This window comes from Spiroplasma endosymbiont of Virgichneumon dumeticola, from assembly GCF_964264745.1.
GTDB lineage: Bacteria > Bacillota_I > Bacilli_A > Mycoplasmatales > VBWQ01 > Spiroplasma_E.
Window position 1 is genome coordinate 654,865 of sequence record NZ_OZ183478.1, and the last position, 22,802, is coordinate 677,666.

The following is a 22,802-nucleotide window of genomic DNA, read 5'->3' on the forward strand; positions in this document are numbered from 1 at the left end:
GTACATAAAGGGAGAAAAGCCATAATAATTATCATTATTATTAGTTTCTGCTATAAGTTCAGTAGGTTTTCCTATGCCTTGATATTTATATATTTTATCAATATTGGCGCCATAATTATTACTATTACTATTGAAATAAATTATGTTTGTCTTAAGATTTAGCAATAATGTTATAATAACATTATCTTTTAAGATTAATTTATCTAATATGACATCTGTTGGTGAGATATTTTGATTTTTAACGAATTGAAATTTTGAAGTTTTTTTAACAAGATATAAATCATCATAATTCTGAAATCCATAATCTCAAAAAACTATAAATCATTTGTTAATATCATCATTAGGAATTGGAATTTGCTCATCGATACGTTTCCATAAAGGACTTGTTTCGATATTAAATCAATTATTTTTAATATTTTCAATTTCTATATTTGCTAACTTAATATTATTTTCATTACTAGTAATCCGTTTTTGTTGTTTAGCAGAAAAATCAGCAGTTGGAGCATGAGTAAAATCACCCTCTTGTTGATTATTTTGTAATGCTTCAGGTGGTAATGTACCAATTTCACTTGGTCAATTAAAATCATTGTTTCAGTTTCAGGGTCATATTCAGTTGCTACATAACTTTTATTTACAAGTTTAGTAACTGCACCACGAAATACTTCATGTTCTTTTTCACTTACAACATCATCATATAATTTTATTTGTTTAGTTAATATAAAATCATGATTATCTTTATCACCACTAATTCTTTGTTCTTTTTCATTTTCAATTAATTCATCTACTTGATTTCTTGTATAAAATGCTTCTAAATCAATTTTATCAACATCAATTTCTTGTTCATCATAACTCATTAGTAACTCTTTTAATTGTGTTAATTGAGCTAGTATTTTCATTCTACTTGGTGCTAAATCTCAAACATTAATTGTTGGAATACTACTTGCACTAAACTGTGTACCATTATTAAATTGAATATTAGCATCAACATTAAATTCAATTGGAGTACGATTAAATACTCAATGTTCTATCATTACATAAACCATATATCTTAATGTTTCTTGAATTAATTTATCTTTAAAACTATCAAAATGAAATTTATATAAAATAAAATTAAGATAAGCATTAATATCATTTTGTGCGCGAATAGCAAATGTAGTAAATCATTCATTAGCATTTGGTCATGTATTTACATATTGTTGTGGAGTATCATTAATTATTCCAGTTAATGGATACCACTTATTATAATTTTCTAAACTAATATCAGTTCAAAGTTCTTTTATCATATTATCATTCCTTAAAAAATGCTTTTTTATAATGTTTAGTACGTTGTTTAGTTTTTCTATGTGCTATATGTATAATTTCTTTGGGAGTATAACAAAAATCCGGAATTAATTATTCAATATTGTCTAATTATCATTTGAGACGAGAAATAATTAAGAATTTTTATGTAATTGTAATTTAATAATACTCCTAATAATAAATAATTGCAATTAAAATGCATATTATAATTATTTTCAATAGTTTAGTATATGAAGTCCATAACAAAAATGCTTACTAAACAGACATTTAATAAGTTTTTAAGATTTAATTTAAAAATAGATTATGGTTTTAAATTAATTTCTTGACATTTAAAGATAATCATTTTCTTATATGTTTCAATACTATACGTGCGATTACCAAGCATTGACTTTAAAATATGTCAAACATTACTTTCAGCAAAACAACCAATATTTTCTTTACAAGATTGATTAGTAATGCCTTCTTTATTATTAAGAAAGTATTTTTTCTTTAGTTTTTTATGTTTTAAAGTTTTAAGATAATCAAGTAATTTATCATATTCACCATTTTCAATGTATTTGCGACAAGTATTATATTCTTGATAATACTTACCTTTATTACCAGCAATAATGCCAAGATATAATACTTTAATTAAATGAAATTTATCTAAAATAAATTTAGCATTAAGATGTTCAGCAGTTTTTTTAATTCACCCAGCACTATCACCACAAACAATTACTTGTGCTTGGTCAAAATTTTCAAAAAATTGCTTTCCTTGTTCTAAAATAAAGTCAGCAGTTTTGCTAGCACCAAGCACAGTTTTATTTGGTCTAATGATAACGTTTGCTCTTTTATTAACTAATGTATGATTAATATTATCTGTATAAAATACTACTAAGCGCATGGAATATTGCTTAATTTTACGCTTATATTCTCAAAATTTTCGATGACCATCATCAATACTAATATAAATAGGTTGGTTTGGTTCTAGTTTAATTTTACTAATATTTTGCATGACAACTACATATTTCTTAAATATGCGACAAATAGTCATACGATTAACATTTGCTAGTAACATTGTATGACAGATATCTTTGTATCTTTTTCCATCAGCAAAATAAGCAAAGGCATTTTGTTCAATATCTTCTCCAATTCTCTTATATTTAGGTAGTTCTAGTTTTTCATCAACGAGACAAATATATACTCATTGGTTTAGTTCTGTGTTATAATATTTGTAAATACGTCGTTTGTAAATTACTACACCATATATTGTGTTTCTTTTTCTTTTTTCAAAGTCAACAATAATATATTTGCTTTTATCTCTTGTTTTAAATAATTTTAGGTCTAGTTTTTCTCATCTTTTTTTAATATATTCTAAAGTTAACTGATTAATTTTTTGGTATTCTTCTCGATAATTTCAAGACATTATATGTCTCCGTTCTATTTAATGTTTGATACATTAATATTTTAATTTATAGTAAAGGTTAGGTGATCAAATATGAAACTTATTAGTAGTTATGCACAATTAAATAAAAAATATGACCTTAATTTTAGTGATAATAATTATGGATTTAGTTGGGATGTTTTTAAAGAGTTTGTTGGTGAACAATGAGCAGAATTTTTCACTACTAATTGTTTTTATCGTTTTGTACCAACAGCACGTTTAACAAGAAAAACATGAAATTGTTTAGCGTTTGATTTATTTGTGTGCTGTAATTTTAATGATAGTTCTGTTCAAGAAGTAAGACGTTATGAAAATACTCATAATGAAACAACTATTGGTTCTTTAATGGATGTTTGTCAATATTTAGAAGATAAGTATGATATTCACTTAGGACCTAATAATCCCCATGGTATTAAATGAAAAATTACTAAGGATGGTGGTTGTATTATCTTTCCTAATAATCAACAAATAGATTTTATTGGTTATGCTAATGGTAATAAGATTTTTGGAAAATCAGTTGGTGGTTCTAGTTATTTATGTTCTAGAACTGATGAAATTATTATGGCCGAAGAAAAAGAAACTTTAAGTGAAAAACAATTAACACAACGTTATGAGCGTTTAAAATTATCAATGTTTCGTAGTAATCGTATTAAAGTATCTAATGAACCAATTCAAGACTGAAGTTGAACATTTACTGATAGAAATATATTTAGTCCAACTTATGGTAAAAAAATTACTCGTTATTTTTATAAAAATCACTTTATTGCTTTTACTTGTAATCCCTATGATAAATACCACCCCTTTTATTTGCTCTACTGTATCCCCTATTTGCCGTTAAATGAGCAAGCTATAGATACTCTTAAAAAAATTGGTAAGGTCTACTATGAAGATACGGAAGCGTTTTCAGGTCTAGGATTATTTATTTTAAGATTTACTTTATTACCATTTTGAAAAAAATTAGAACCAGTAACACAAAAAATAATTTTAGAATTAAAAAAGAAAAATCCTGATGAATTTAATACTGTTTATTATGGATTTGAATATTTAGATAGTGATGCAACTGTTTTTCCATTTCTAAAAGCAATAAAATATTGACAACCATATAATTTACAAGAATTCTATAATAAAGAAAAAGATACTTATAAATTTGATTTTTATAGTGTTGGTGTGGATTGAGCAACAGGTAGTAAAGACCATAGCGTACTTATGGTAACTGGATTAAAGAATATAATAATAGTGGTTATTATGACCCTTATATTATTTGTGAATTAATAGTTACTCCCAATGATTTTATTAATGAAAATGAAAAGATTAATGCTTATGTTGATGAAATTTGCGGATTACTTGATAATTTTGAAAATTTTGACCAAGCAATTTATTATTATGACGATAAAGCAAAAACCGCTATCGATTGAATAAGTCAAAAATTAGCAGATGAACATAATATCTTAATTATGAGTCAAGTTGCTATTAAGCATTCTTCAAGTCTTAACCAAGAAGCAGGATTAACTGACCGTTGTGTATGAATGCGGAATATTATGAGTTATGGTAATTTTTATGCTAATCAAAATGATTTATGCAAAACGACACAATGTTTAGAAGAATTACGATATGACCAAATCAAAACTAACATTCCTGACAAAACTATGTATCAAGACCCTTATGATGCGTTATTTTATGCACTATATCCCTATAAAAATATAATTAGGGGTAAAAATAATGCTTCTACTAAAATAAGTGTTTTTTCTTATGCCATATAACCAACGAAAACAATACTAGTAATAGGATAGGTATCACAAAATTAACGCCTTGTATTTGGCGTTATTTTAACGTTTAAAGCATATTTGCAAAAAATACAAAAATTAAGTACAATTTACTAGTAAAATTAAGAAAAAAGGAGGGTTTATGAGCAAAAAAAGATGTAAGACAAAAACAAAAATTAAAAAAACAAAATAAATTTAATAATCAAGAAAAAAATAATATTATTTGTTATTGAGAAAAATGCATTAAAAATTGAAGCGAAATAATTGAAGTACAAAATTTAGGAAATTTATACTTTTGTGAAGAACATAAAATAAAATTTGATGAAGAAGCACCAATACTTCAAGATTATTTTATAGATGAAGAAATTGAAATTTGTGAAAGAAAAAAATGTAATAATAAATCTGTTAATCATATTCAATTAAAATTAAGTGAAGCAATAATACGTGATTATTTTCTTTGTCAAGAACATACAAAAGAATATCAAAATAAAATATTACCTGAGTTATTAGAAAAATTGAACAAAATAGAAAAATATCAAGAAATTAATAATAATTTAGAACTTATAATAAATGGAGAAGTAAAAAAAATTAACAAAATAAAAGAAGGAGTTATTTAATATGAAAACATGAATACAAACAAATTTAAGCAAAATAACATTAGCATTAGCACTAATTGGTGCTGTAAGTGGAGTAACTGGTTTGATAATTGGTTCAGTAGCACATCATAAAACAAATGAACTAACTTATTATTTAGATTATGAAGGTAATGCGCACTGGGGGGGCAACTATATGAGAATATAAAGTAAGTGATAAACATAAAATATGACTATATTTTGACATTAAACCAAAACATAAAGAAGACAGTAAATGAGATGGTATATATCCTAGTGGATATTTTGATTAAATTTCTAAATTTATATAAGAAATATTTTCATTGTATTTATCAAATAAATTAATATTAGTTAAACTGATTTCTTGTTTATCTGTTATTAAAATTAAATCATAATTACCAGTGCCAAATATGCCACTCATTTCAATTCTATTTAATTCACTAATTGGATTTTCAATTTGTAATTCAAATTCATTGGTATTATCAATTTTTAATATTTCTTTATAAAATTCTAATTTAGAAAATAATTGTGATTTATTTGAACCATATAAATTTAGAGCATTTTTAATTTTAGTTTTATCAATAATTGCTCTTGTAAAGTATTTTCCATATTCACCATTTCCTAATGTTCAATCAGAAGGAATTAATGAAGGTATATTATTACTTTCTAACTCATTTGTAATGGATAATCAGTTAAATTGATTATCATCAAGTTTAAATAATGGATTTTGACTAATATCATCATTTTTTAATTTAATATTATAAATATCTGTAAAATCAAAATATACAGATTTTAATACTACTTTTGCATCTTTAAATTCTCAAACTTTATCTGGTACCGAATGAATTGGGTTTGATTTTAATTCAAAATAATAAGGTAATAATATTTTATTATCATCGTTTAAGCCTTTATTAATTGACATATTAGAATAAATATTACTTGATAACATACACACTATTTGCTTAAAAATTTGTATTTGTGGTAAGTTTATATAATTTGGATAATCTAATTTTCATTGTTTAAATAAATTTGTTATTACATCATCAGGTTTTTGATTTTCAAATTTAGCACGTAATTTTGATATGTCATCTTTTAAAATTGTAGGGTCAAAACCATCAAAATTTCTGTTATAAGTATATGTATAAGTTAACATATCTAATAATACTTTTTGTAAACTATCAACTGGTGGTTTATCATTTATTTCTAGTTCAACATCATGAAATTTATTATTAGTTGAAACATTGGGATAAAAAATAGATATTCCACTATGTAATTTTCATATTTCTTTATCTTTTAATTCCTTTTCTTCGGTTAATGGTCATGTAGGATTAGCATTATCTGAATAACCTAATCAAGCATTAGTGACACGTGCATTGCTAATAATTTCTTTTCTTGGTTCTCTACCACCACCAATAGCAATTAAATCTAAAATTGATTTTTCTTGTCCAATAAATTGTTTTGCTAAATTTCAAGGTAATATTTGTTCACTAAATCATTGTTCTAGTATTCTAACTTTTGGTTGAGTTTCAATCGGCATTGATAATAGTGGAAATGCTATCTTATCTTTAACAAATAACTTAGGGTATACTTCCATATTATCAACTTCACCAAGTACCTTTATATTGCCAAAGAGCATGCTTCTAGGTGCTTTAATTTTTAAACCAATAACTTTTGTATCTTTATCTAATGGTTTTTGTAATTTAATAATGATTGGATAACCATCTCTTGTTTTAAAATCTTTAATTTTTATTATAGTAATGCTTTTGGTACTTCTTGTTTTTGGATTTTGATAAGGTTGTGAATAACTATTAATGATATATAAGTTATCAATATTACTTTCAGTTAAAGTTTCATTTATACTAACAGCATATAACTTAAATTGATTTAATAAATCTATTTCTTGAAAGATTAAATTTTTAATATCAGTCATACTATATTCAATGGCATTATCATTAATATTAGTACTTGCTCTTTGATTTAATTGCATATTAAAGTCTGATGTTTCAACAGCATTAGTAGTTAATACTTTCTCAATATCAATAAAACCAATCTTAATAGTATTAGGTGAGAATTTTAAAGTATTATTATCATTATTTTTGAATAAACGTTCAATTTCATAAATATAGATTGTTCTTTTTTTAAATTTATCATATATTCTATTAATATCAGGGTCACTAGTATTACCCATAAGGTTTGAAAAATCATAAGGTATATTATCTATTAAATAATCATTTTCTGCTTGATTGAGTTTAGTTTGCTTTTGTGGAAACTTAGTTTGTGGTTTGTTGTTGTTGTCCATTGTCATTTTCTCCTACTAATTGATTATTTACTGGATTAAATAAATTTAATTTAACAGTTAAATTTTCAATTGCTTGTTCATCTTTAATTTCAAATGTTTTACTATCTAATAAATCTTTATCAATACGTACTAATAATTGAATAAATTTAAGAGTATCAATATTAAATTGTCATAGTTTTTGTTCAATATAATTAACTGTTGAAATATTTACAGCAGTACTTTCAGGAACTGATTGTTGTGCTGATTTCTTTTGACTTGGTATATGTAAACCACAACGCTTAGATATTTCATTAATTAATCAATCATAAACATCGCTTAATGTTTTACCTTTAAAATTACCTTGGATAACAGTTACTAAACCATTAGGAGCATCATTAGGACTTTTATCAGTAAATAAATAGTTTTTAGCAATTAATTTTCTTATAGCATCATCAATTAATTGTTGATTATTACCATAAATATTATTAAAAACAAATTTAGGTGAGTTTAAAATGACATCTAAAATGATTTGTTCAAAGAAAATATCTAATGCTTTAATTTTATCCATTACTTTATTACAGTCAGGTTCTTCATTAGCACGATTACGCATAATTGCTATTGGTATATAATTAATGTTTAATATTTGTTCTTGTTCTAAGTTAGGATTATTGTTATATGTTTTAAAATCTAATACAAATTGTTTTTTATTATCACTAATACTATAAATTGCACGATTAATAGTTACTTGTTCATTATTTAAAGTATAAATTTCAAATAATCTTACTGTTTGAGCATTTTTTTGATAATTCTCATAAAAAATAGTACATTGAATTAATTTACCAGTAATATCATAATTTCTTTGTTGTATATCTACTAATTGAAAATATAGATTATCATTAGCAATATAAATCAAATATCCACTAATTCCTAATTTACTTAATTTAAAAATAGAATTTCAATTTTTACGATAATAGTCTTGATTAATTAAATATTGTTTAATTTTATCGTTATTAATTTCTAATGGTGCATTATATAAATTAGCATTATTTTCTGCTACAAAATCAGTAAAATGAGTTTCATGATTAAAACTATTAAATCCAAAAAAATCTAATATAGAAGCATGTATGGTTTTTTCTTTACTTAAACTAAATAACTTTGTATTATCATTTTCATTTAGTTTTTCTTTTCTTTTAAATATTTTCATAATAATTTACCTTTCTATAATACTTTATTAACTATTAATATAACTTTATAAATAATAAACAACATTAAACCAACAAATGAACAACTAATCAAAATACCTAATATACTTAAAATTATTTTTAATATTTTAAACATAATATTATTCCTGTAATTCTTCTAATTTTCATAAATTACACATCCGTGCTTCAGCATATAAACTAACTCCATTATTTTTAATATACATAGGCATTCCAGTTAACATCATATTAAAAATACCTAACATAAAAGCATTTTCATTATCTTGATAATAAAATTCTTTTATTTCATGTGTACCTTTCCCAATATTAGTAATTAAATCTCTAGTACGTCCATTATAGAATACTCTATAATAATTTTTATTTTTTAAATTATAATTAATTGTTACTAAATCAGTACTGACTGCTACTTCTTTTCATTGTGGAACACTTGGGTTAGGATTTGGTGTTGGATTATCTTTTAATTCAATATCTCAACAATTGTCTTCTATTTCATTAGTTTCTAAACTTTTTGAATTAATTTTAATTGGTTTATCTATATTAATTATACTTGGTGAAGTAATATCTAATGTATTACTAGTGATTTTATAAGTATTTTCTTTTAATTCTTCTTCTAATGAATATATTTTACCTTCATCATCATTAAATCTATCCATTGCAATAGCATTTGAAATAACTACTAAATCAACATAAGCTTCAGTAATTCTTTTTCCAGAAATACCTTTAAAAAAACTAGCTAATACTGCACCATCACCTTGTCATAAAAATTGCATATATATAATTGGACTTTTTTCTACATTTTTTCAACAATAACCGACTCTATATAAAGTATTTACTTTAAAATCATAATTAATTTTAATATTACTTTCTTTTGTACCAACATTTTTTCATTTAATAACATTTAAAGATTTTATTTTTTCATCAACATATTTTTTATTTGGAATATCATTATCATCTGTTACTGAAGGACCACTTTTATTTTTATAAATTAATGTTCTATTTCCAACATTTATAACATCATTAACTAATCTTGTAGTACTATCTTTATCATCTTTATTATTAAAAATTTTATCTTGTAAATTCTCTATTTTATCTTGTTTTTTATCTAATAATTTATTTGTTTCTTCTTTTTTATAATAATCAGTTAAATCAGTTTTACCACCAGTAGCACTAATTTTATTATCTTTATCAATAGTTATATTAGTACCAGCAATTAACTTATTTTGTTTTAAAACTAAAACACCTTGTACATTAGTTACTTCAGTCTTAATTTGACTAATATGTAAATCTTGTGTATCATTAACATTTTTAACTTCATTAATAGCACTAACAATAGTTTTATTTTTTGTTTGTAAATTTTCGTCACTAATATCTTGTTTTTTATCTAATAATGTATTTGTTTCTTTTTTAGTATAATAATTATCATTATTATTAGTTTCTGCTATAAGTTCAGTAGGTGTTGCATTACCTTGATATTGATAAAATTTAATAATATATGTAGTATAATTAGGATTATTAGAGGTAATATAAATTTTTCTTTCGCTTATATTAAATAATAATGTTATATTAACATCATCATTTAAAATTAATTTATCTAATACAACATTTGTTGGCTGATAACTACTAGGTTCTCAAAGTAATTTAAATTTTGAAATTTTTTGGGTAACACCATAAAAATTCTCAGGATGATTTAAGTCTTCATAACCATATTCTCAAATAACTAAGTATAATTTATTAATATCAGAATCAACAATTGGATTTGTATATAATTTTCATAAAGGACTTGTTTCGATATTAAATCAATTATTTTTAATATTTTCAATTTCTGTATTCGCTAACTTAATATTATTTTCATTACTAGTAATCCGTTTTTGTTGTTTAGCAGAAAAATCAGCAGTTGGAGCATGAGTAAAATCACCCTCTTGTGGATTATTTTGTAATGTTTCAGGTGGTAATGTACCAATTTCACTTGGTCAATTTAAAATCATTGTTTCAGTTTCAGGGTCATATTCAGTTGCTACATAACTTTTATTTACAAGTTTAGTAACTGCACCACGAAATACTTCATGTTCTTTTTCACTTACAACATCATCATATAATTTTATTTGTTTAGTTAATATAAAATCATGATTATCTTTATCACCACTAATTCTTTGTTCTTTTTCATTTTCAATTAATTCATCTACTTGATTTCTTGTATAAAATGCTTCTAAATCAATTTTATCAACATCAATTTCTTGTTCATCATAGCTCATTAGTACCTCTTTAATTGTGTTAATTGAGCTAGTATTTTCATTCTACTTGGTGCTAAATCTCAAACATTAATTGTTGGAATACTACTTGCACTAAACTGTGTACCATTATTAAATTGAATATTAGCATCAACATTAAATTCAATTGGAGTACGATTAAATACTCAATGTTCTATCATTACATAAACCATATCTCTTAATGTTTCTTGAATTAATTTATCTTTAAAACTATCAAAAGGAAATTTATATAAAATAAAATTAAGATAAGCATTAATATCATTTTGTGCGCGAATAGCAAATGTAGTAAATCATTCATTAGCATTTGGTCATGTATTTACATATTGTTGTGGAGTGTCATTAATTGGTCCAGTTAATGGATATCACTTATTATAATTTCCTAGACTAATATCAGTTCAAAGTTCTTTTATCATATTATCATTCCTTAAAAAATGCTTTTTTATAATGTTTAGTACGTTTTTTAGTTTTTCTATGTGCGATATGTATAATTTCTTTTTGTAATTTCTTCTTACCTTTTTCAACCACTTGACTATAAGTAAATTTTTCTAAATGATGTAATAACCCAGTACCAAACAAAGTATGAACGCTAAATTTTAAACTGACACTTTTGAAAGATTTATTAATATTTTCAACCGGATTATTAATAACGTTAATAACTTTATGATAAGTTCTTATTGTTCTTAATATTTCACGATGTAGCTTAAAAGCATCTCTTATAATCTGTTGAACAACTGGTGGCGCAAATGCTATTGTTTTTAATCATTTATTAGTATTAACTCCATAACCAATATATCAACCACTATTTCAGCGATATCAATGAAAAGGATGCACTTGTGTAACAAAAGTTTCTGCTTTAATAATAGTATCAATAACAACAAATGGCTTATATTTAGGATTACGGTGATAAATAGTAATAGCACATTTATCTAGTGATAATGGTTGAATTTTACATCCCATAAATACTGGTGAATTTAAAGGTATTAATTGTGCATGTTTAATTGCTTTTTTCTCAGCACTAGTAAATAAATCACTTGCTTTTTCTTTTAATTTATTAATTTTTGCTATTGCTTTTTCTTCTAACTTTTCAAATCTTTCTTGTATTTTATAGATTTTCTCTCGTAATTTTTCAAAATAAGGTGTATTTTTTCAAAATTTATTTAATCCTGTTCTTAAATAAAATCTAATGTCAAAATATTTAAAAGTTTTATTAGTTTTTAAAACAAATTTATGAATATTACTATTTTTAAAATTAAATTTTATTGCATTAGCACGTATTTGTTCTAAAGTTAAAATCAACGTTTTACCCTTATTTTGTATTTGTAAAGTATGAACTAAATTTAATCATTCATGTTGGTTCATATTTAATACTTCTTTAAATTCAATATTATATTGTTTTAAAAAGTTATTTACTCTATCTATATCTTTGATTTTAAATTTTGGAGTTAATTGTGGACTTAACTTTATTAATGTATTTTGTAATAACAAGTAATCTTTTAACTCTTGTTCTTCTAATTTTTTAAAACGGACTTCTCCCCACATGTACTTGTGGAGAGAAGTCCGTTCATTAATTTAACTTTATTATTTTTTAAAAATAAGCAAGGGAATTTTTTCACAGAAAAAGGAGGAATAAAATGGAAATTTTTATTCAAATTATTGGTTATTTAGCAGGAATTTTAGCTGTTATAACATTTATACCACAAGCTATCAAAACAATAAAAACTAAAGAAACTAAACACATAACATTATTAACATATATTATTTATAATATTGCTAATTCATTTTTCTTGTTGTTTGGGGTATTGTCAATTGCCTTACCAGTAATGTGGGCACCAGGGGCAACTACACTATCAATTGTCTTATGAGGCTCAACTTTAATCTTACCTTATACAGCGACAATTATTGCTACTAACTGTATTTATGTTAAAGTAAAAAATATGAAAACACTAGGCGAAAAAGCTGGAACTTTGGAGGTAAATTCATAATGGGAGGTCAATGATTAATTGTAACAACGATTGGATTTATTGCTACTTTAATTGCAGTAGTAGCATTCTTTCCACAGTCATTACGAACAGTAAAAACTAAAAAAACTAACGGTATTTCTTTATCAACATTTATTATTTACACTATTGCTAGCAGTCTTTGAGTATTATGAGGTGTATGTCACCTTGCATATTTTGGTGCTAGTGAATCAACAATCTTAATGAAAGATTTAGTTGTTATTTGTGCTAATACACCGTGTGCTATGTGATCAGGTATCATTCTAGGCATTAAAATTAATAATATGTACAAATATGGCGAAGATTGTAAAAAATGAAAAGGTAAAATTAATCTAAAATAAAATTCAAGTTTAGTTTAGTTACAATCAATAGTTTAATTTAAATTATATTTCTTAAAAATGCATCAATTGATGCATTTTTAATTATCCTGAGTTGTTAAATCCAAAGTCTGGACACATATAATAAAAAACATAATTTGCTAAATTTTCTTCTGGAGTGAAATAATGGGACATTATCAAAACCTATTCTTATTTACAATTCAGGTTTATTTCCTTTAAATAAGTACTTATTTAAACTTGCTTATATATGTAAAAAGTAATTATTTAACTCTATCCTCTCTGTTCCAAAATTTAAAAAAAATAATTTAAGTTATAATATATTTAACTAATAAAAAGGATATAGTGGGGTTAGAACAATGAATATACAAACTATCGCATATAAAATTTTATTAAAAGTCATATTAGAAAAAGGTTACTGTAATGTCTTATTAGAAAACATGATGCAAGATAAAGATCTCTCTATGTTTGAAAAAGAACTAATTGAAAAACTAGTTTTTGGTACTTTAAAAAATCAAATTTATTTAGATTATATTTTAAACCAAATTTGATTACGTTTACAACCAACTGTCAGTATCCCCTTTAAATTAACAATCTTTCTATGAACAGTCCTTTATGAAATTTATTTCTTAGAAATTACTGACCGACAATTGTTTACTGAAGATATTTTAAATATCGTTAAGACAATTAATAAAAATATGGTTCATATTAGTTCGACATTATTAGAACTTTGCTTTGCTGAATTCAGATCAGAATTTAATTTACCAAAAGCCAAACGCAGTACCATCAGACTCATAAAACATAGTTATCCACAATGACTCTACAACCTAGTAGAATCACAATTTAGTACGAACATCGCTTTACAATTAATGAAAGATAATCTGAAACAACCATTAATTAGTTTTCGTGTTAACACCTTAAAAACAACAGTTCAACATGTGCTAACTAATGCTCATTACCAAACCTTTGGTTTTCAACCAAGTAATATCGTTTCCGATGGCATTATTAGTAATAAATCAATTTTCAATACTAAACTTTATAAAGAAGGAAATATTATTAAGCAAGACCAAGCAAGCATGATTGTGAGTCACATGCTTGCTCCTAAACCTTATGATGAAGTTTTAGATATGTGTGCAGGGATTGGTTCAAAAACTGCCCATATTGCAGCCCTTATGACTAATAAAGGTACGATTATCGCTACCGATATTAATGCCAATCGTTTGAAATTTGCTCATCAATATTTAATTAAACTAGGAGTAACTAACACCAATATCATAGTTTGCGATGCTATTACCTTTAATTTTAAACAAAAGTTTGATAAAATTTTAATTGATGCCCCAAGTACTGCTTCAGGACTAATTAAACGCAAACCAGAAGTTAAATTAATTAACTGAAGCAAAGAAGAAATTGATAGTTTAATTACTGTTCAAACACAACTACTAGAAAAAGCATATCATCAATTAAAACCACAAGGCATATTATTATATGTAACTTGTACTTTTAACATCGAAGAAAATCAAAATCAAATTGAAACATTAATTAAAAAATTCTCTAAAATGACGATTATTGAAGAACGACAAATCTTTGGCTTTCATGAAGGAACAGATGGCTTCTACATTTGCAAGTTAAAAAAAGAAGTATAGAGATGAGTGGTAACTATGAAAATAATTGCTAGTTACAAAACTGATATTGGTAACTATCGTAAAAATAATCAAGATGCTGCTTTATATATTGAAAATAAAACTGGACAAAGTTTAGCTGCTGTCTGTGATGGCTTAGGTGGCCACAAGTGTGGAGAAATTGCCAGTAACATGGCTATTAAGATGTTAAAAAATGTTTTTCAAACGACAGATTTTAATAAATTAAAACACGATATGCAAATTCATGCTTGACTACAAGTACAAATTGATACCATTCATGAAGCTATGTATGATTATAGTTTATCCAATCATGAAGCAATGGACATGGGAACGACAATGGTCATTGTCTTAATTGCTAATAATAAAGCTTACTTAGTTAATATTGGTGATTCACGAATTTATTTATTTAATGAAAATGGTTTAAAACAACTAACTGTTGACCATAATGTTTTAAATTTATATTTAAAAACTCAACAAGAAGAACAACAAGAACTAGTAGATTTAAATCAAACTTATTGAAAAGCATTAACGAGTGCCTTAGGACCATCTAAAACTTTAAAAACTGATATTTTTCATTTACCAATTTTCACAAATACTTATTTTTTATTAACAAGTGATGGTGCTCATGACTTTCTAGAAAACCACGAAATTACTAGTATTTTAATGAAAAAAGTTAGTCCTAATATCAAAGTTAAGCTATTAATTAAACAAGCACTAAATAATGCTTCAACTGATAACGTAACAGTATTATTAATAGAAATTAATTAATAAAAAAGTTCTTTTTAAGTAATTGTGATATAGTAATATAAATACATTTTAATGTAAAATATATTAGACGACAATTAAAACTAGAGTATTGGTGAATCTAATGGCAATAAATAAAATCTTAAACAACCGATATCAAGTTACTAAACAAATCGGTGCTGGTGGCATGGCTAAAGTTTATGAAGCTCATGATAAATTTTTAGACCGTAAAGTGGCCCTTAAAATTATTAATCCTATTTCCCCATTAGATGATTTGATTAAAGAACGATTTTTACAAGAAATCAATGCTGTAACACGTATTAAACACCCTAATGTCATTTTAGTTTATGATGTTTTTATTGATAAAGCTGACTGATGTTTAGTATTTGAACTACTAGAAGGTAAAACTTTAAAAGAATATTTAACTACTAATTCGGTCTTAGGAGTTAGCGAAGCAGTGGCTATTACTCAAGAAATTTTAAAAGGAATTAATGCTTGTCATGTAGCAGGTATTATTCACCGTGATTTAAAACCAGAAAACATCATTCTAACAGCCAGCGGTGCAATCAAAGTTTTAGATTTTGGAATTGCTGTCATTGATAATTATGAAGTAAAAAAACATGCTAATCAAGTTGTTGGGACTATGAAATACATTGCTCCTGAAGTAGTTCTCTTTCAACAACCAACGACACAAAGTGATATTTACGCGATGGGAATTATCTTATATGAACTATTAATTGGTGAACCACCATTTTTCCATAAAAATCCCCAAATTTTAGCATCTAAACATATTAAAGAACCCATGCCCTTAGTTCGTAATATTAATAATAATATCCCCCAAAGTTTGGAAAATATTATTATGAAAGCCACTTGTAAAACCGTTGCTGGTCGCTACCAAATGATTGAAGAATTACAAATCGATCTTGCTACTTGTTTAGAAAGTGCACGTAAAAATGAAAAGCGAACTAATAAAACACAAGTCATAATTCTCAAAAATAAAACAGTTAATCTCAATGTTGATAAGTTAAAACAACCCTTCTATGCTAAAAGATGATTTTTATTTATTTTAATTATCATAATTTGCGGTTTAATTGGTGTTATGATTACATTATTAGTCTAATACTTAAGGAAAGGAACTAAGCAATGCATTTCCAACAAGCAATCGTTATTAACGTTGCTAATAATTTTGTTGATGTGGCCATTAATCAAATTATTCATCGTTGTTTAATTAGAGGTAATCTGAAGTTTAGCAAACCTAGAATTTTAGTTGGTGATTATGTTGAAGTCAACTTTTCAGATCCAGATTATCCATTAGTTGAAAGGATTTTACCACGCATTAATGAACTATATCGCCCTAGTATCGCCAATGTTGACCAAGTATTAATTGTTAGTGCTTTAGTGCAACCGGCGTTTAGTAGTTTTTTACTAAACAAGTTACTAACGATTTTTAATTTCTACCATTTAGCAATGATTTTAGTTTTCACAAAAACGGACTTAGTAACTAAAGACCATGAAGTATGAACTAAAGTCCAAGCCTATCAAGATTTAGGAATCCAATCAATATTGCTTTCTAATGTTACTAAACAAGGCTTACAAGATTTAAAACAAGTTTTTCCTAATAAACTATCACTTTTAACTGGTACATCAGGTGTTGGAAAAAGTACAACTTTAAATAGCTTAGATAAAGATTTAAAATTGTGAACACAAAATATTTCTGTTGCTTTAAATCGTGGTAAGCATACGACAACTAAATCACGGTTATATTTTTGTCTTGGTGGTATTATTGCTGATACGCCTGGTTTTTCCGTTTTTCAACTACAAGGTCTAACTAATGTTGATATTGCTACTAACTTTCCTAGCTTCAATAACATTTGACAAAAATGCAAATTTCGCACTTGTTTACATCAACAAGAACCAGAATGCGCTATTAAATTAGCTGTGAAAAATAAAGTTATTTCGACATTTTTTTATGAAGATTATTGTAAAATTGTAGGAGAGTTTCAACATACTAAAAAATAATTTATGGAGGTAAACATTATATGAAAACTAATGTTACGATTGCAGCTAGTGTCTTAACAGCTAACTATTTATCTTTAAAAGATGATTTAACAAACTTACAAAAAGCAGGAATTAATTGAATTCATTTTGATGTCATGGACCATCATTTTGTCCCTAATTTAAGTTTTGGTCCGAAAATCTTAAGTGATATTTGTCAATTTAGTCCTAATTTTAATCTTGATTGTCATTTAATGGTTAAAATCACAACACCCAAAGTTCATGATTATTTAAAACCATTTATGTTACCGCAAGTAAAAAACATTACTTTACACTATGAAGCATTAACAACAGAACAACTAACAGAATTTTTGATGTGAAAAGAGCCAGGATTCAAAAAAGGTTTAGCTATTAATCCAGAAACTGCTATTTCTAAAGTCTATGAACATTTACCATATCTTGATACTATTTTAATTATGAGTGTCAAACCAGGTGCTGGTGGTCAAACATTCATTGCTGATAGTACTAATAAAATTAAATCATTAGTAAAACATATTGCTAATAATTTTCCTAATTTAACGATTGCTGTTGATGGGGGTATTAATGATTTAACAGTCTCTGCTTGTATTAATGCTGGCGCTAATTATTTAGTAGCAGGTAGTTATTTATTAAATAGTAGTAATCCGATTAAAATTCAAGTGGATAAGTTATTTTTTTATGAATAAGGATAACTTTCGACAATTAGTAATTGTCTGTCGTGATTATAAAATTGATTTTAAACAATTTATTAATCCCATTTATGTGGGGGTGGAAACTGGGATTATAAATTTATTAAAGCATAATAAAACGATGGCTTTTATTTGTGGAGACAATGACACGATTACAAAACAACAATTATCAAAAGTAATTAAAGATAAGAAAAATTTGCACTTAGAAAGCATTGTTTTTAATAGTGTCAAAGACCAACTTGACAGTGAACTAGCAATTATATTAGCTTTAGAACGAAAACTAAATTTTCAACAAATTGTGTTAGTAGCAGATGGCACACGTTGAGATATGTTAATGGCAAGTATTAATATTTGTTTGAAATATCAACAATATAATCTAATTTTAGTCGGAGAAAATAATTATTGTTTTATGTTAAAAAATAATCAACACTATACCTTTACCCCACACCAACTTAATTATGATTATATTTCTTTTTTTAATTATGGCAACCAACCAGTTATTTATAATTTTAGTGGTTGTAAATATTATCCTAATCAAGACATTATCATTAATGCTAATGATACTCAATCATTTAGTAATGAATTTTTAATCTTGCCTAATCAAACTCCTAATTTAAAAATTAAACAAGGTAATTGCTTAATATTTTTACATAAAAATATTCGGTAATGATATAGGAAAATCAAATTTATTATATATAAAAAGTGAACACTTATAAAAAACTTCACCACAAAAAAAAGAATTGCTTTGTGTCTATTTTTTTATTATAAGTGTTCATTTTTTCAAAAGGTAATTAATCAGTTATAAGTTAAACTTTATAGTATGACCAAGTCTATTTTATGATTTATATAATTTTGTTGATATGGTAGAACCAGAGCCAGAAACAGCAACTGCATAAATAGTTCCATTCACATTTATTAATCCACTAAGGTGACCGGCAATTCCGGTGGTTACTACTTCAGTAAAATTTTTTGAATCTGGTGTTGGTACTGGGGATGCGTTAGATTTAGTTCCACATGCAACAACATTTGTACTTGCTGTTGTTGCTATAAATGTTGTCACTAAAATAGATAATATTTTTTTCATATTTTAAATACCTCCTGATATTTTATTTGTTAATTATACTTAATAAAATTAGTTTATATAAAATCTTAATTTATTTACACTTACTTCAGTAATTAGATTAAAAAGGGAATAAATATTTAATAGACAATAGATTGTTAATACTTAACTAACTTACACAAAACGGAAAAAAATAAAAAAATATTTGGTAATGATACAGGAAAACCAATAATGATTTTCAACTTGATATTATTATATTAAGAAACGGACTTCTCCCCGCATGTACTTGTGGAGGAAACAATGAAATTGAATGAGTTCAATAATACTTTTCAAACTGAAAAACAATGTCTTGCATATATAGCAAGTTTTAAACAAAGCAAATGTATTAGGTGTTCTAGTTTTAATTTGAATACTTCTAATTTAAGAAAAATGAGATGTTTGAAATGTCATCAAACATTCAGTATTCTCACGGGCACTATATTTTCAAAGTCACAAACACCTTTAATATCTTGGTTTTATCTCATCTTTAGATGAATAAACACCAAACATGGAATTCCATCAACTGATGTTGCAAAAGAATTGGGAGTGACCTTGAAAACAGCTTGAAGAATGGGTCATAAAATCCGAAGTGCCATTGCTAAACAAGAACCTCAATTCATTGTTGAGGGCATAGTGCAAATGGATGAAATGTATCTTTCACATATGGGTTTTAAAAAACAAGGAAGATCCTTGTTGAACAAAACCTTGATTGTTGGTATTTATGAACAAACAACCAACAATCTGATTGTGAAAGTATTGAAAAACGCAAACAGTAAAAATCTTTTGCAGTTTGCAATAAACCACATTTCTTCAAAGTGTGATGTACATACTGATTCTTGAAAAGGATATCGCGATTTGAAATCGGTTTTCACTAAGCATGAAACAGTTAACCATCAAGATGGCTATGTTTCAAAAACTGGTGTAAATACCAACCAAATTGAGTCAGTATGAAAACATATACGAAGAACATTAAAACACATATCAAAGTTGCAAAACATCATATTCATTTATATGCAAAAGAAGCTGCATATAAATTCAATAACATACCTAGTTTTGAAACTGTAATGCTATGTTTAATTTAAAAATGTGGGGAGAAGTCCGTAGATAGGCTTTTCTCAGCATTTATGTGATAAAATTTAAAAATAGTACATAAAGGGAGAAAAGCCTTAAGAAATTATAGGAGAAACAAATATGACAAAAATTGGTGCATCAATTTATTTACATTTAACAACCTTAGAACAACTTACTAGTTACACCCAATTGTTGGGTGAAAATAAAGTACAAATCATTTTCACAACCTTAATTAATTTTAAACCAACCGAAAAAGAACAATTAAAAAAGTTAATAGTCTTAACAACAACTGCTAAAAAATATAATATGGATGTTTATGTTGATATTAACCAAGAATTTATTGATAATTTTAAACTTAATATTACCAAACGTGATGATTTTATTAAATGATTTAAAAATCAAGGTTTTACCGGAATTCGTTGCGATGAAGGGATTGCCATCCAAGAACAAGCTAAACTGAGTCAAAATAAATTAAATTTTAAAATTATTATTAATGGTTCACATGCAATTGAGGAAGTAGAACGTTTATTATTACAATATAATGCTAATGCTAAAAATTTAATTAGCTGTTACAACTTCTACCCTCAACGCTATACAGGCGCTGATATTGAATTTTTTTCTTTAAATCAAGCAGAAAGTATTATGAATAAAATTCCGTTTGCTTCATTTGTTACTTTATTGGGAAAAGACAAGGTCGGACCATGAGCTTACAATGACAATTTACCAGCATTAGAAATGCACCGTGATTGACCATTAACAACGCAAATTCGCCACTACGTTGCTTTATGTTTAGATATGATTATTGTTGCTAATCAGTTTTTAACTGAAGATGATTTAGTTCAAATGAACAATATTGATTATGAAACCCTATCTTTAAATATTCAGTTAAGTAAAAATGTTACTAACAATGAAAAAACTATTATTTTTGATGACAATATTCATATTGTTCGTCCTGATTTAGCCCAAGATTTAATTCGTAGTTCTATGCCTCGTATTACGTATAAAGATTTATCAATTCCCAATCAAAGAACTAATGAGTGATTGGAAATTGGTGATGTAGTAATCCTTAATAATGATGCGCAAAACTATCGTGGTGAACTTCATATTATTACTAATAAAATTAAAAATGATGGCATTCGTAATGTTGTAGGAAAATTAGCCCCCAAAGATTTAAATTTCATTCCTTACTTAGTCTCCAATCGTCCCTTTAAATTTATTGGAGGTAATAATCACGAAAAAATATAGTTTCCCTGACAAATTTTTATGAGATAGTGCCTTTTCTGGTCCTCAAACTGAAGGTGCTTTTGCCATTGATGGCAAAGCCCCAACCAAACCTTCTGAGACCACTGCTTTAAAATTGAAAAAAATCGTTTTTTTGAAGGAATGAATGTCAAGAATGACCTTTATCATAAATAACCTGAAGACATCAAAATTGCCAAAAACTTAATTTTAATTAATGATAACTTTAGCACAACTTAATAATATTGATGAAATTTCTACTATGGAATTAAAACAATTATTAGAACATGAGAAAACTAGTCCTCAATTTCACGAAGCTGCTAGCATTATTATTCACACTCTTGAGGCACTAACTAACTCCCCATATGTCAACTATGATTTATGCCTTAAATCCACAAGTTATTATCCTAGCAGGTGATTTAACTCTATTAGGACCAGAATTCTTGACTTTCCTTAAAGCCCAAGTCAAGTCTTTAATAAAATTTCTGCTAAATTATATTATGAAACGGAAATTATTTTTGGCAAAAATCAAGAAAAAGCAGGCTTCATTGACATTATTCATTATACAATGTAAACCATGAAAAAAAGAAGAATTGTAAAATATGGAATATTTTGCCGAAAATGAATTAACATTTATTAATAGAATTACAAGCTAAAAAACAAAATTTAAGTAAAAATAAATACACTTCACGAATTAGCGAATCACAACGCATTTTTACTATTATTAGTAAAAACAAAAAATTAAAAATCAATGTGATTGCCAGTGCCAACACAATTTTTAATTTATGTTTACAATCAATCCATAAAGATTTAACTATTGGGTAATTGCAAAATCGCAAAATTATTAAAGTTAATAATCAAAATAAAATTGATTACTTATGAGTTAGTGAATACATTGAAAATCAAAAACCAATTCTCATGTTTAATAAAATATGATAAAATATCTTTGAAATATCAAAAAAACAATTATTAGTAAATATAAAAATTTCAAATGCTAATGTTGACTAATAATTATTGATAATATTAGGCAAATGATACTAATGGTGTACTTTATTTTTTTTATTTTTAAAAATAAAACCTCATTATTCGTTGA

22 protein-coding genes are annotated in these 22,802 nt (G+C 25.7%); 13 read left to right on the forward strand and 9 right to left on the reverse strand.

Features of this window, described 5'->3' with window-relative positions; genetic code table 4:
* Window positions 1–434: 434 nt before the first annotated feature.
* Window positions 435–1,283, reverse strand: a complete 849-nt coding sequence (locus ACFEL4_RS04220) for a hypothetical protein (RefSeq protein ID WP_375318239.1) — start codon at window positions 1,281–1,283, stop codon at window positions 435–437.
* 317 nt (window positions 1,284–1,600) lie between these two features.
* Window positions 1,601–2,704 carry an Mbov_0401 family ICE element transposase-like protein gene (locus tag ACFEL4_RS04225; RefSeq protein ID WP_375318240.1) on the reverse strand — a complete coding sequence of 368 codons (1,104 nt, stop codon included), beginning with the start codon at window positions 2,702–2,704 and terminating at the stop codon, window positions 1,601–1,603.
* Between the two features lie 72 nt (window positions 2,705–2,776).
* On the opposite strand from ACFEL4_RS04225, the gene ACFEL4_RS04230 reads away from it, so the two are divergent.
* From ACFEL4_RS04230 to ACFEL4_RS04240, 3 genes are all read left to right on the forward strand, one after another.
* Window positions 2,777–3,994, forward strand: coding sequence for a hypothetical protein (locus ACFEL4_RS04230; protein WP_375318241.1), 1,218 nt, complete (start codon window positions 2,777–2,779; stop codon window positions 3,992–3,994).
* 182 nt (window positions 3,995–4,176) lie between these two features.
* Window positions 4,177–4,482 (forward strand): hypothetical protein, encoded by a 306-nt coding sequence (locus ACFEL4_RS04235; protein WP_375318242.1) that lies wholly within the window; start codon window positions 4,177–4,179, stop codon window positions 4,480–4,482.
* Between the two features lie 621 nt (window positions 4,483–5,103).
* The gene (locus ACFEL4_RS04240; RefSeq protein ID WP_375318243.1) at window positions 5,104–5,286 is read left to right on the forward strand and encodes a hypothetical protein; all 183 of its coding nucleotides are present in this window, start codon (window positions 5,104–5,106) and stop codon (window positions 5,284–5,286) included.
* A 99-nt stretch (window positions 5,287–5,385) separates the two neighbouring features.
* On the opposite strand, the gene ACFEL4_RS04245 is transcribed toward ACFEL4_RS04240, so the two are convergent.
* The 5 genes from ACFEL4_RS04245 to ACFEL4_RS04265 all read right to left on the reverse strand — a co-directional run bounded on the left by ACFEL4_RS04245 (window position 5,386) and on the right by ACFEL4_RS04265 (window position 12,400).
* Complete coding sequence (locus tag ACFEL4_RS04245; RefSeq protein WP_375318244.1) at window positions 5,386–7,395, reverse strand: hypothetical protein; 2,010 nt, start codon at window positions 7,393–7,395, stop codon at window positions 5,386–5,388.
* On the reverse strand, window positions 7,367–8,578 hold the full coding sequence (locus ACFEL4_RS04250) for a hypothetical protein (protein ID WP_375318245.1): 1,212 nt from the start codon (window positions 8,576–8,578) through the stop codon (window positions 7,367–7,369). The genes ACFEL4_RS04245 and ACFEL4_RS04250 overlap by 29 nt, the downstream gene beginning before the upstream one ends.
* 138 nt (window positions 8,579–8,716) lie before the next feature.
* Window positions 8,717–10,846 carry a hypothetical protein gene (locus tag ACFEL4_RS04255; RefSeq protein WP_375318246.1) on the reverse strand — a complete coding sequence of 710 codons (2,130 nt, stop codon included), beginning with the start codon at window positions 10,844–10,846 and terminating at the stop codon, window positions 8,717–8,719.
* Window positions 10,846–11,274: a hypothetical protein gene (locus tag ACFEL4_RS04260; RefSeq protein WP_375318247.1), complete on the reverse strand. Its 429-nt coding sequence runs from the start codon at window positions 11,272–11,274 to the stop codon at window positions 10,846–10,848. Before ACFEL4_RS04260 ends, ACFEL4_RS04255 begins: the two co-directional genes overlap by 1 nt.
* A 1-nt stretch (window position 11,275) precedes the next feature.
* The gene (locus tag ACFEL4_RS04265) at window positions 11,276–12,400 is read right to left on the reverse strand and encodes a hypothetical protein (RefSeq protein WP_375318248.1); all 1,125 of its coding nucleotides are present in this window, start codon (window positions 12,398–12,400) and stop codon (window positions 11,276–11,278) included.
* A 92-nt stretch (window positions 12,401–12,492) separates the two neighbouring features.
* On the opposite strand from ACFEL4_RS04265, the gene ACFEL4_RS04270 reads away from it, so the two are divergent.
* The 8 genes from ACFEL4_RS04270 (at window position 12,493) to ACFEL4_RS04305 (ending at window position 18,967) form a co-directional block, all read left to right on the forward strand.
* The gene (locus tag ACFEL4_RS04270) at window positions 12,493–12,843 is read left to right on the forward strand and encodes a SemiSWEET family sugar transporter (protein ID WP_375318249.1); all 351 of its coding nucleotides are present in this window, start codon (window positions 12,493–12,495) and stop codon (window positions 12,841–12,843) included.
* Window positions 12,843–13,199 carry a SemiSWEET family sugar transporter gene (locus ACFEL4_RS04275; protein WP_375318250.1) on the forward strand — a complete coding sequence of 119 codons (357 nt, stop codon included), beginning with the start codon at window positions 12,843–12,845 and terminating at the stop codon, window positions 13,197–13,199. Before ACFEL4_RS04270 ends, ACFEL4_RS04275 begins: the two co-directional genes overlap by 1 nt.
* Before the next feature lie 353 nt (window positions 13,200–13,552).
* Window positions 13,553–14,836, forward strand: coding sequence for a methyltransferase domain-containing protein (locus ACFEL4_RS04280; protein WP_375318251.1), 1,284 nt, complete (start codon window positions 13,553–13,555; stop codon window positions 14,834–14,836).
* 15 nt (window positions 14,837–14,851) lie between these two features.
* Window positions 14,852–15,601 (forward strand): PP2C family protein-serine/threonine phosphatase, encoded by a 750-nt coding sequence (locus tag ACFEL4_RS04285; RefSeq protein ID WP_375318361.1) that lies wholly within the window; start codon window positions 14,852–14,854, stop codon window positions 15,599–15,601.
* Window positions 15,602–15,701: 100 nt separating this feature from the next.
* A complete protein-coding gene (locus ACFEL4_RS04290) occupies window positions 15,702–16,697 on the forward strand; it encodes a serine/threonine protein kinase (protein WP_375318252.1) in 996 nt (331 codons plus the stop codon).
* Between the two features lie 23 nt (window positions 16,698–16,720).
* Entirely contained in the window at window positions 16,721–17,596 is an 876-nt protein-coding gene (gene rsgA / locus ACFEL4_RS04295; protein WP_375318253.1) for a ribosome small subunit-dependent GTPase A, read from the forward strand.
* A gap of 20 nt (window positions 17,597–17,616) precedes the next feature.
* Complete coding sequence (locus ACFEL4_RS04300) at window positions 17,617–18,297, forward strand: ribulose-phosphate 3-epimerase (RefSeq protein ID WP_375318254.1); 681 nt, start codon at window positions 17,617–17,619, stop codon at window positions 18,295–18,297.
* Window positions 18,290–18,967, forward strand: coding sequence for a hypothetical protein (locus tag ACFEL4_RS04305; RefSeq protein ID WP_375318255.1), 678 nt, complete (start codon window positions 18,290–18,292; stop codon window positions 18,965–18,967). Before ACFEL4_RS04300 ends, ACFEL4_RS04305 begins: the two co-directional genes overlap by 8 nt.
* Before the next feature lie 168 nt (window positions 18,968–19,135).
* Here the strand turns inward: ACFEL4_RS04305 and ACFEL4_RS04310 are convergent, their stop codons facing one another.
* Both ACFEL4_RS04310 and ACFEL4_RS04315 read right to left on the reverse strand, forming a co-directional pair.
* On the reverse strand, window positions 19,136–19,384 hold the full coding sequence (locus ACFEL4_RS04310) for a lipoprotein (RefSeq protein ID WP_375318256.1): 249 nt from the start codon (window positions 19,382–19,384) through the stop codon (window positions 19,136–19,138).
* Window positions 19,385–19,529: 145 nt separating this feature from the next.
* On the reverse strand, window positions 19,530–19,661 hold the full coding sequence (locus ACFEL4_RS04315; RefSeq protein WP_375318257.1) for a hypothetical protein: 132 nt from the start codon (window positions 19,659–19,661) through the stop codon (window positions 19,530–19,532).
* Between ACFEL4_RS04315 and ACFEL4_RS04320 the strand changes: the two genes are divergently transcribed.
* Window positions 19,661–20,464, forward strand: coding sequence for an IS1595 family transposase (locus ACFEL4_RS04320; RefSeq protein ID WP_375317188.1), 804 nt, complete (start codon window positions 19,661–19,663; stop codon window positions 20,462–20,464). The two genes, ACFEL4_RS04315 and ACFEL4_RS04320, sit on opposite strands and share 1 nt — an antisense overlap.
* Before the next feature lie 126 nt (window positions 20,465–20,590).
* Window positions 20,591–21,715 (forward strand): MupG family TIM beta-alpha barrel fold protein, encoded by a 1,125-nt coding sequence (locus tag ACFEL4_RS04325; RefSeq protein WP_375318258.1) that lies wholly within the window; start codon window positions 20,591–20,593, stop codon window positions 21,713–21,715.
* Window positions 21,716–22,802: the final 1,087 nt, after the last annotated feature.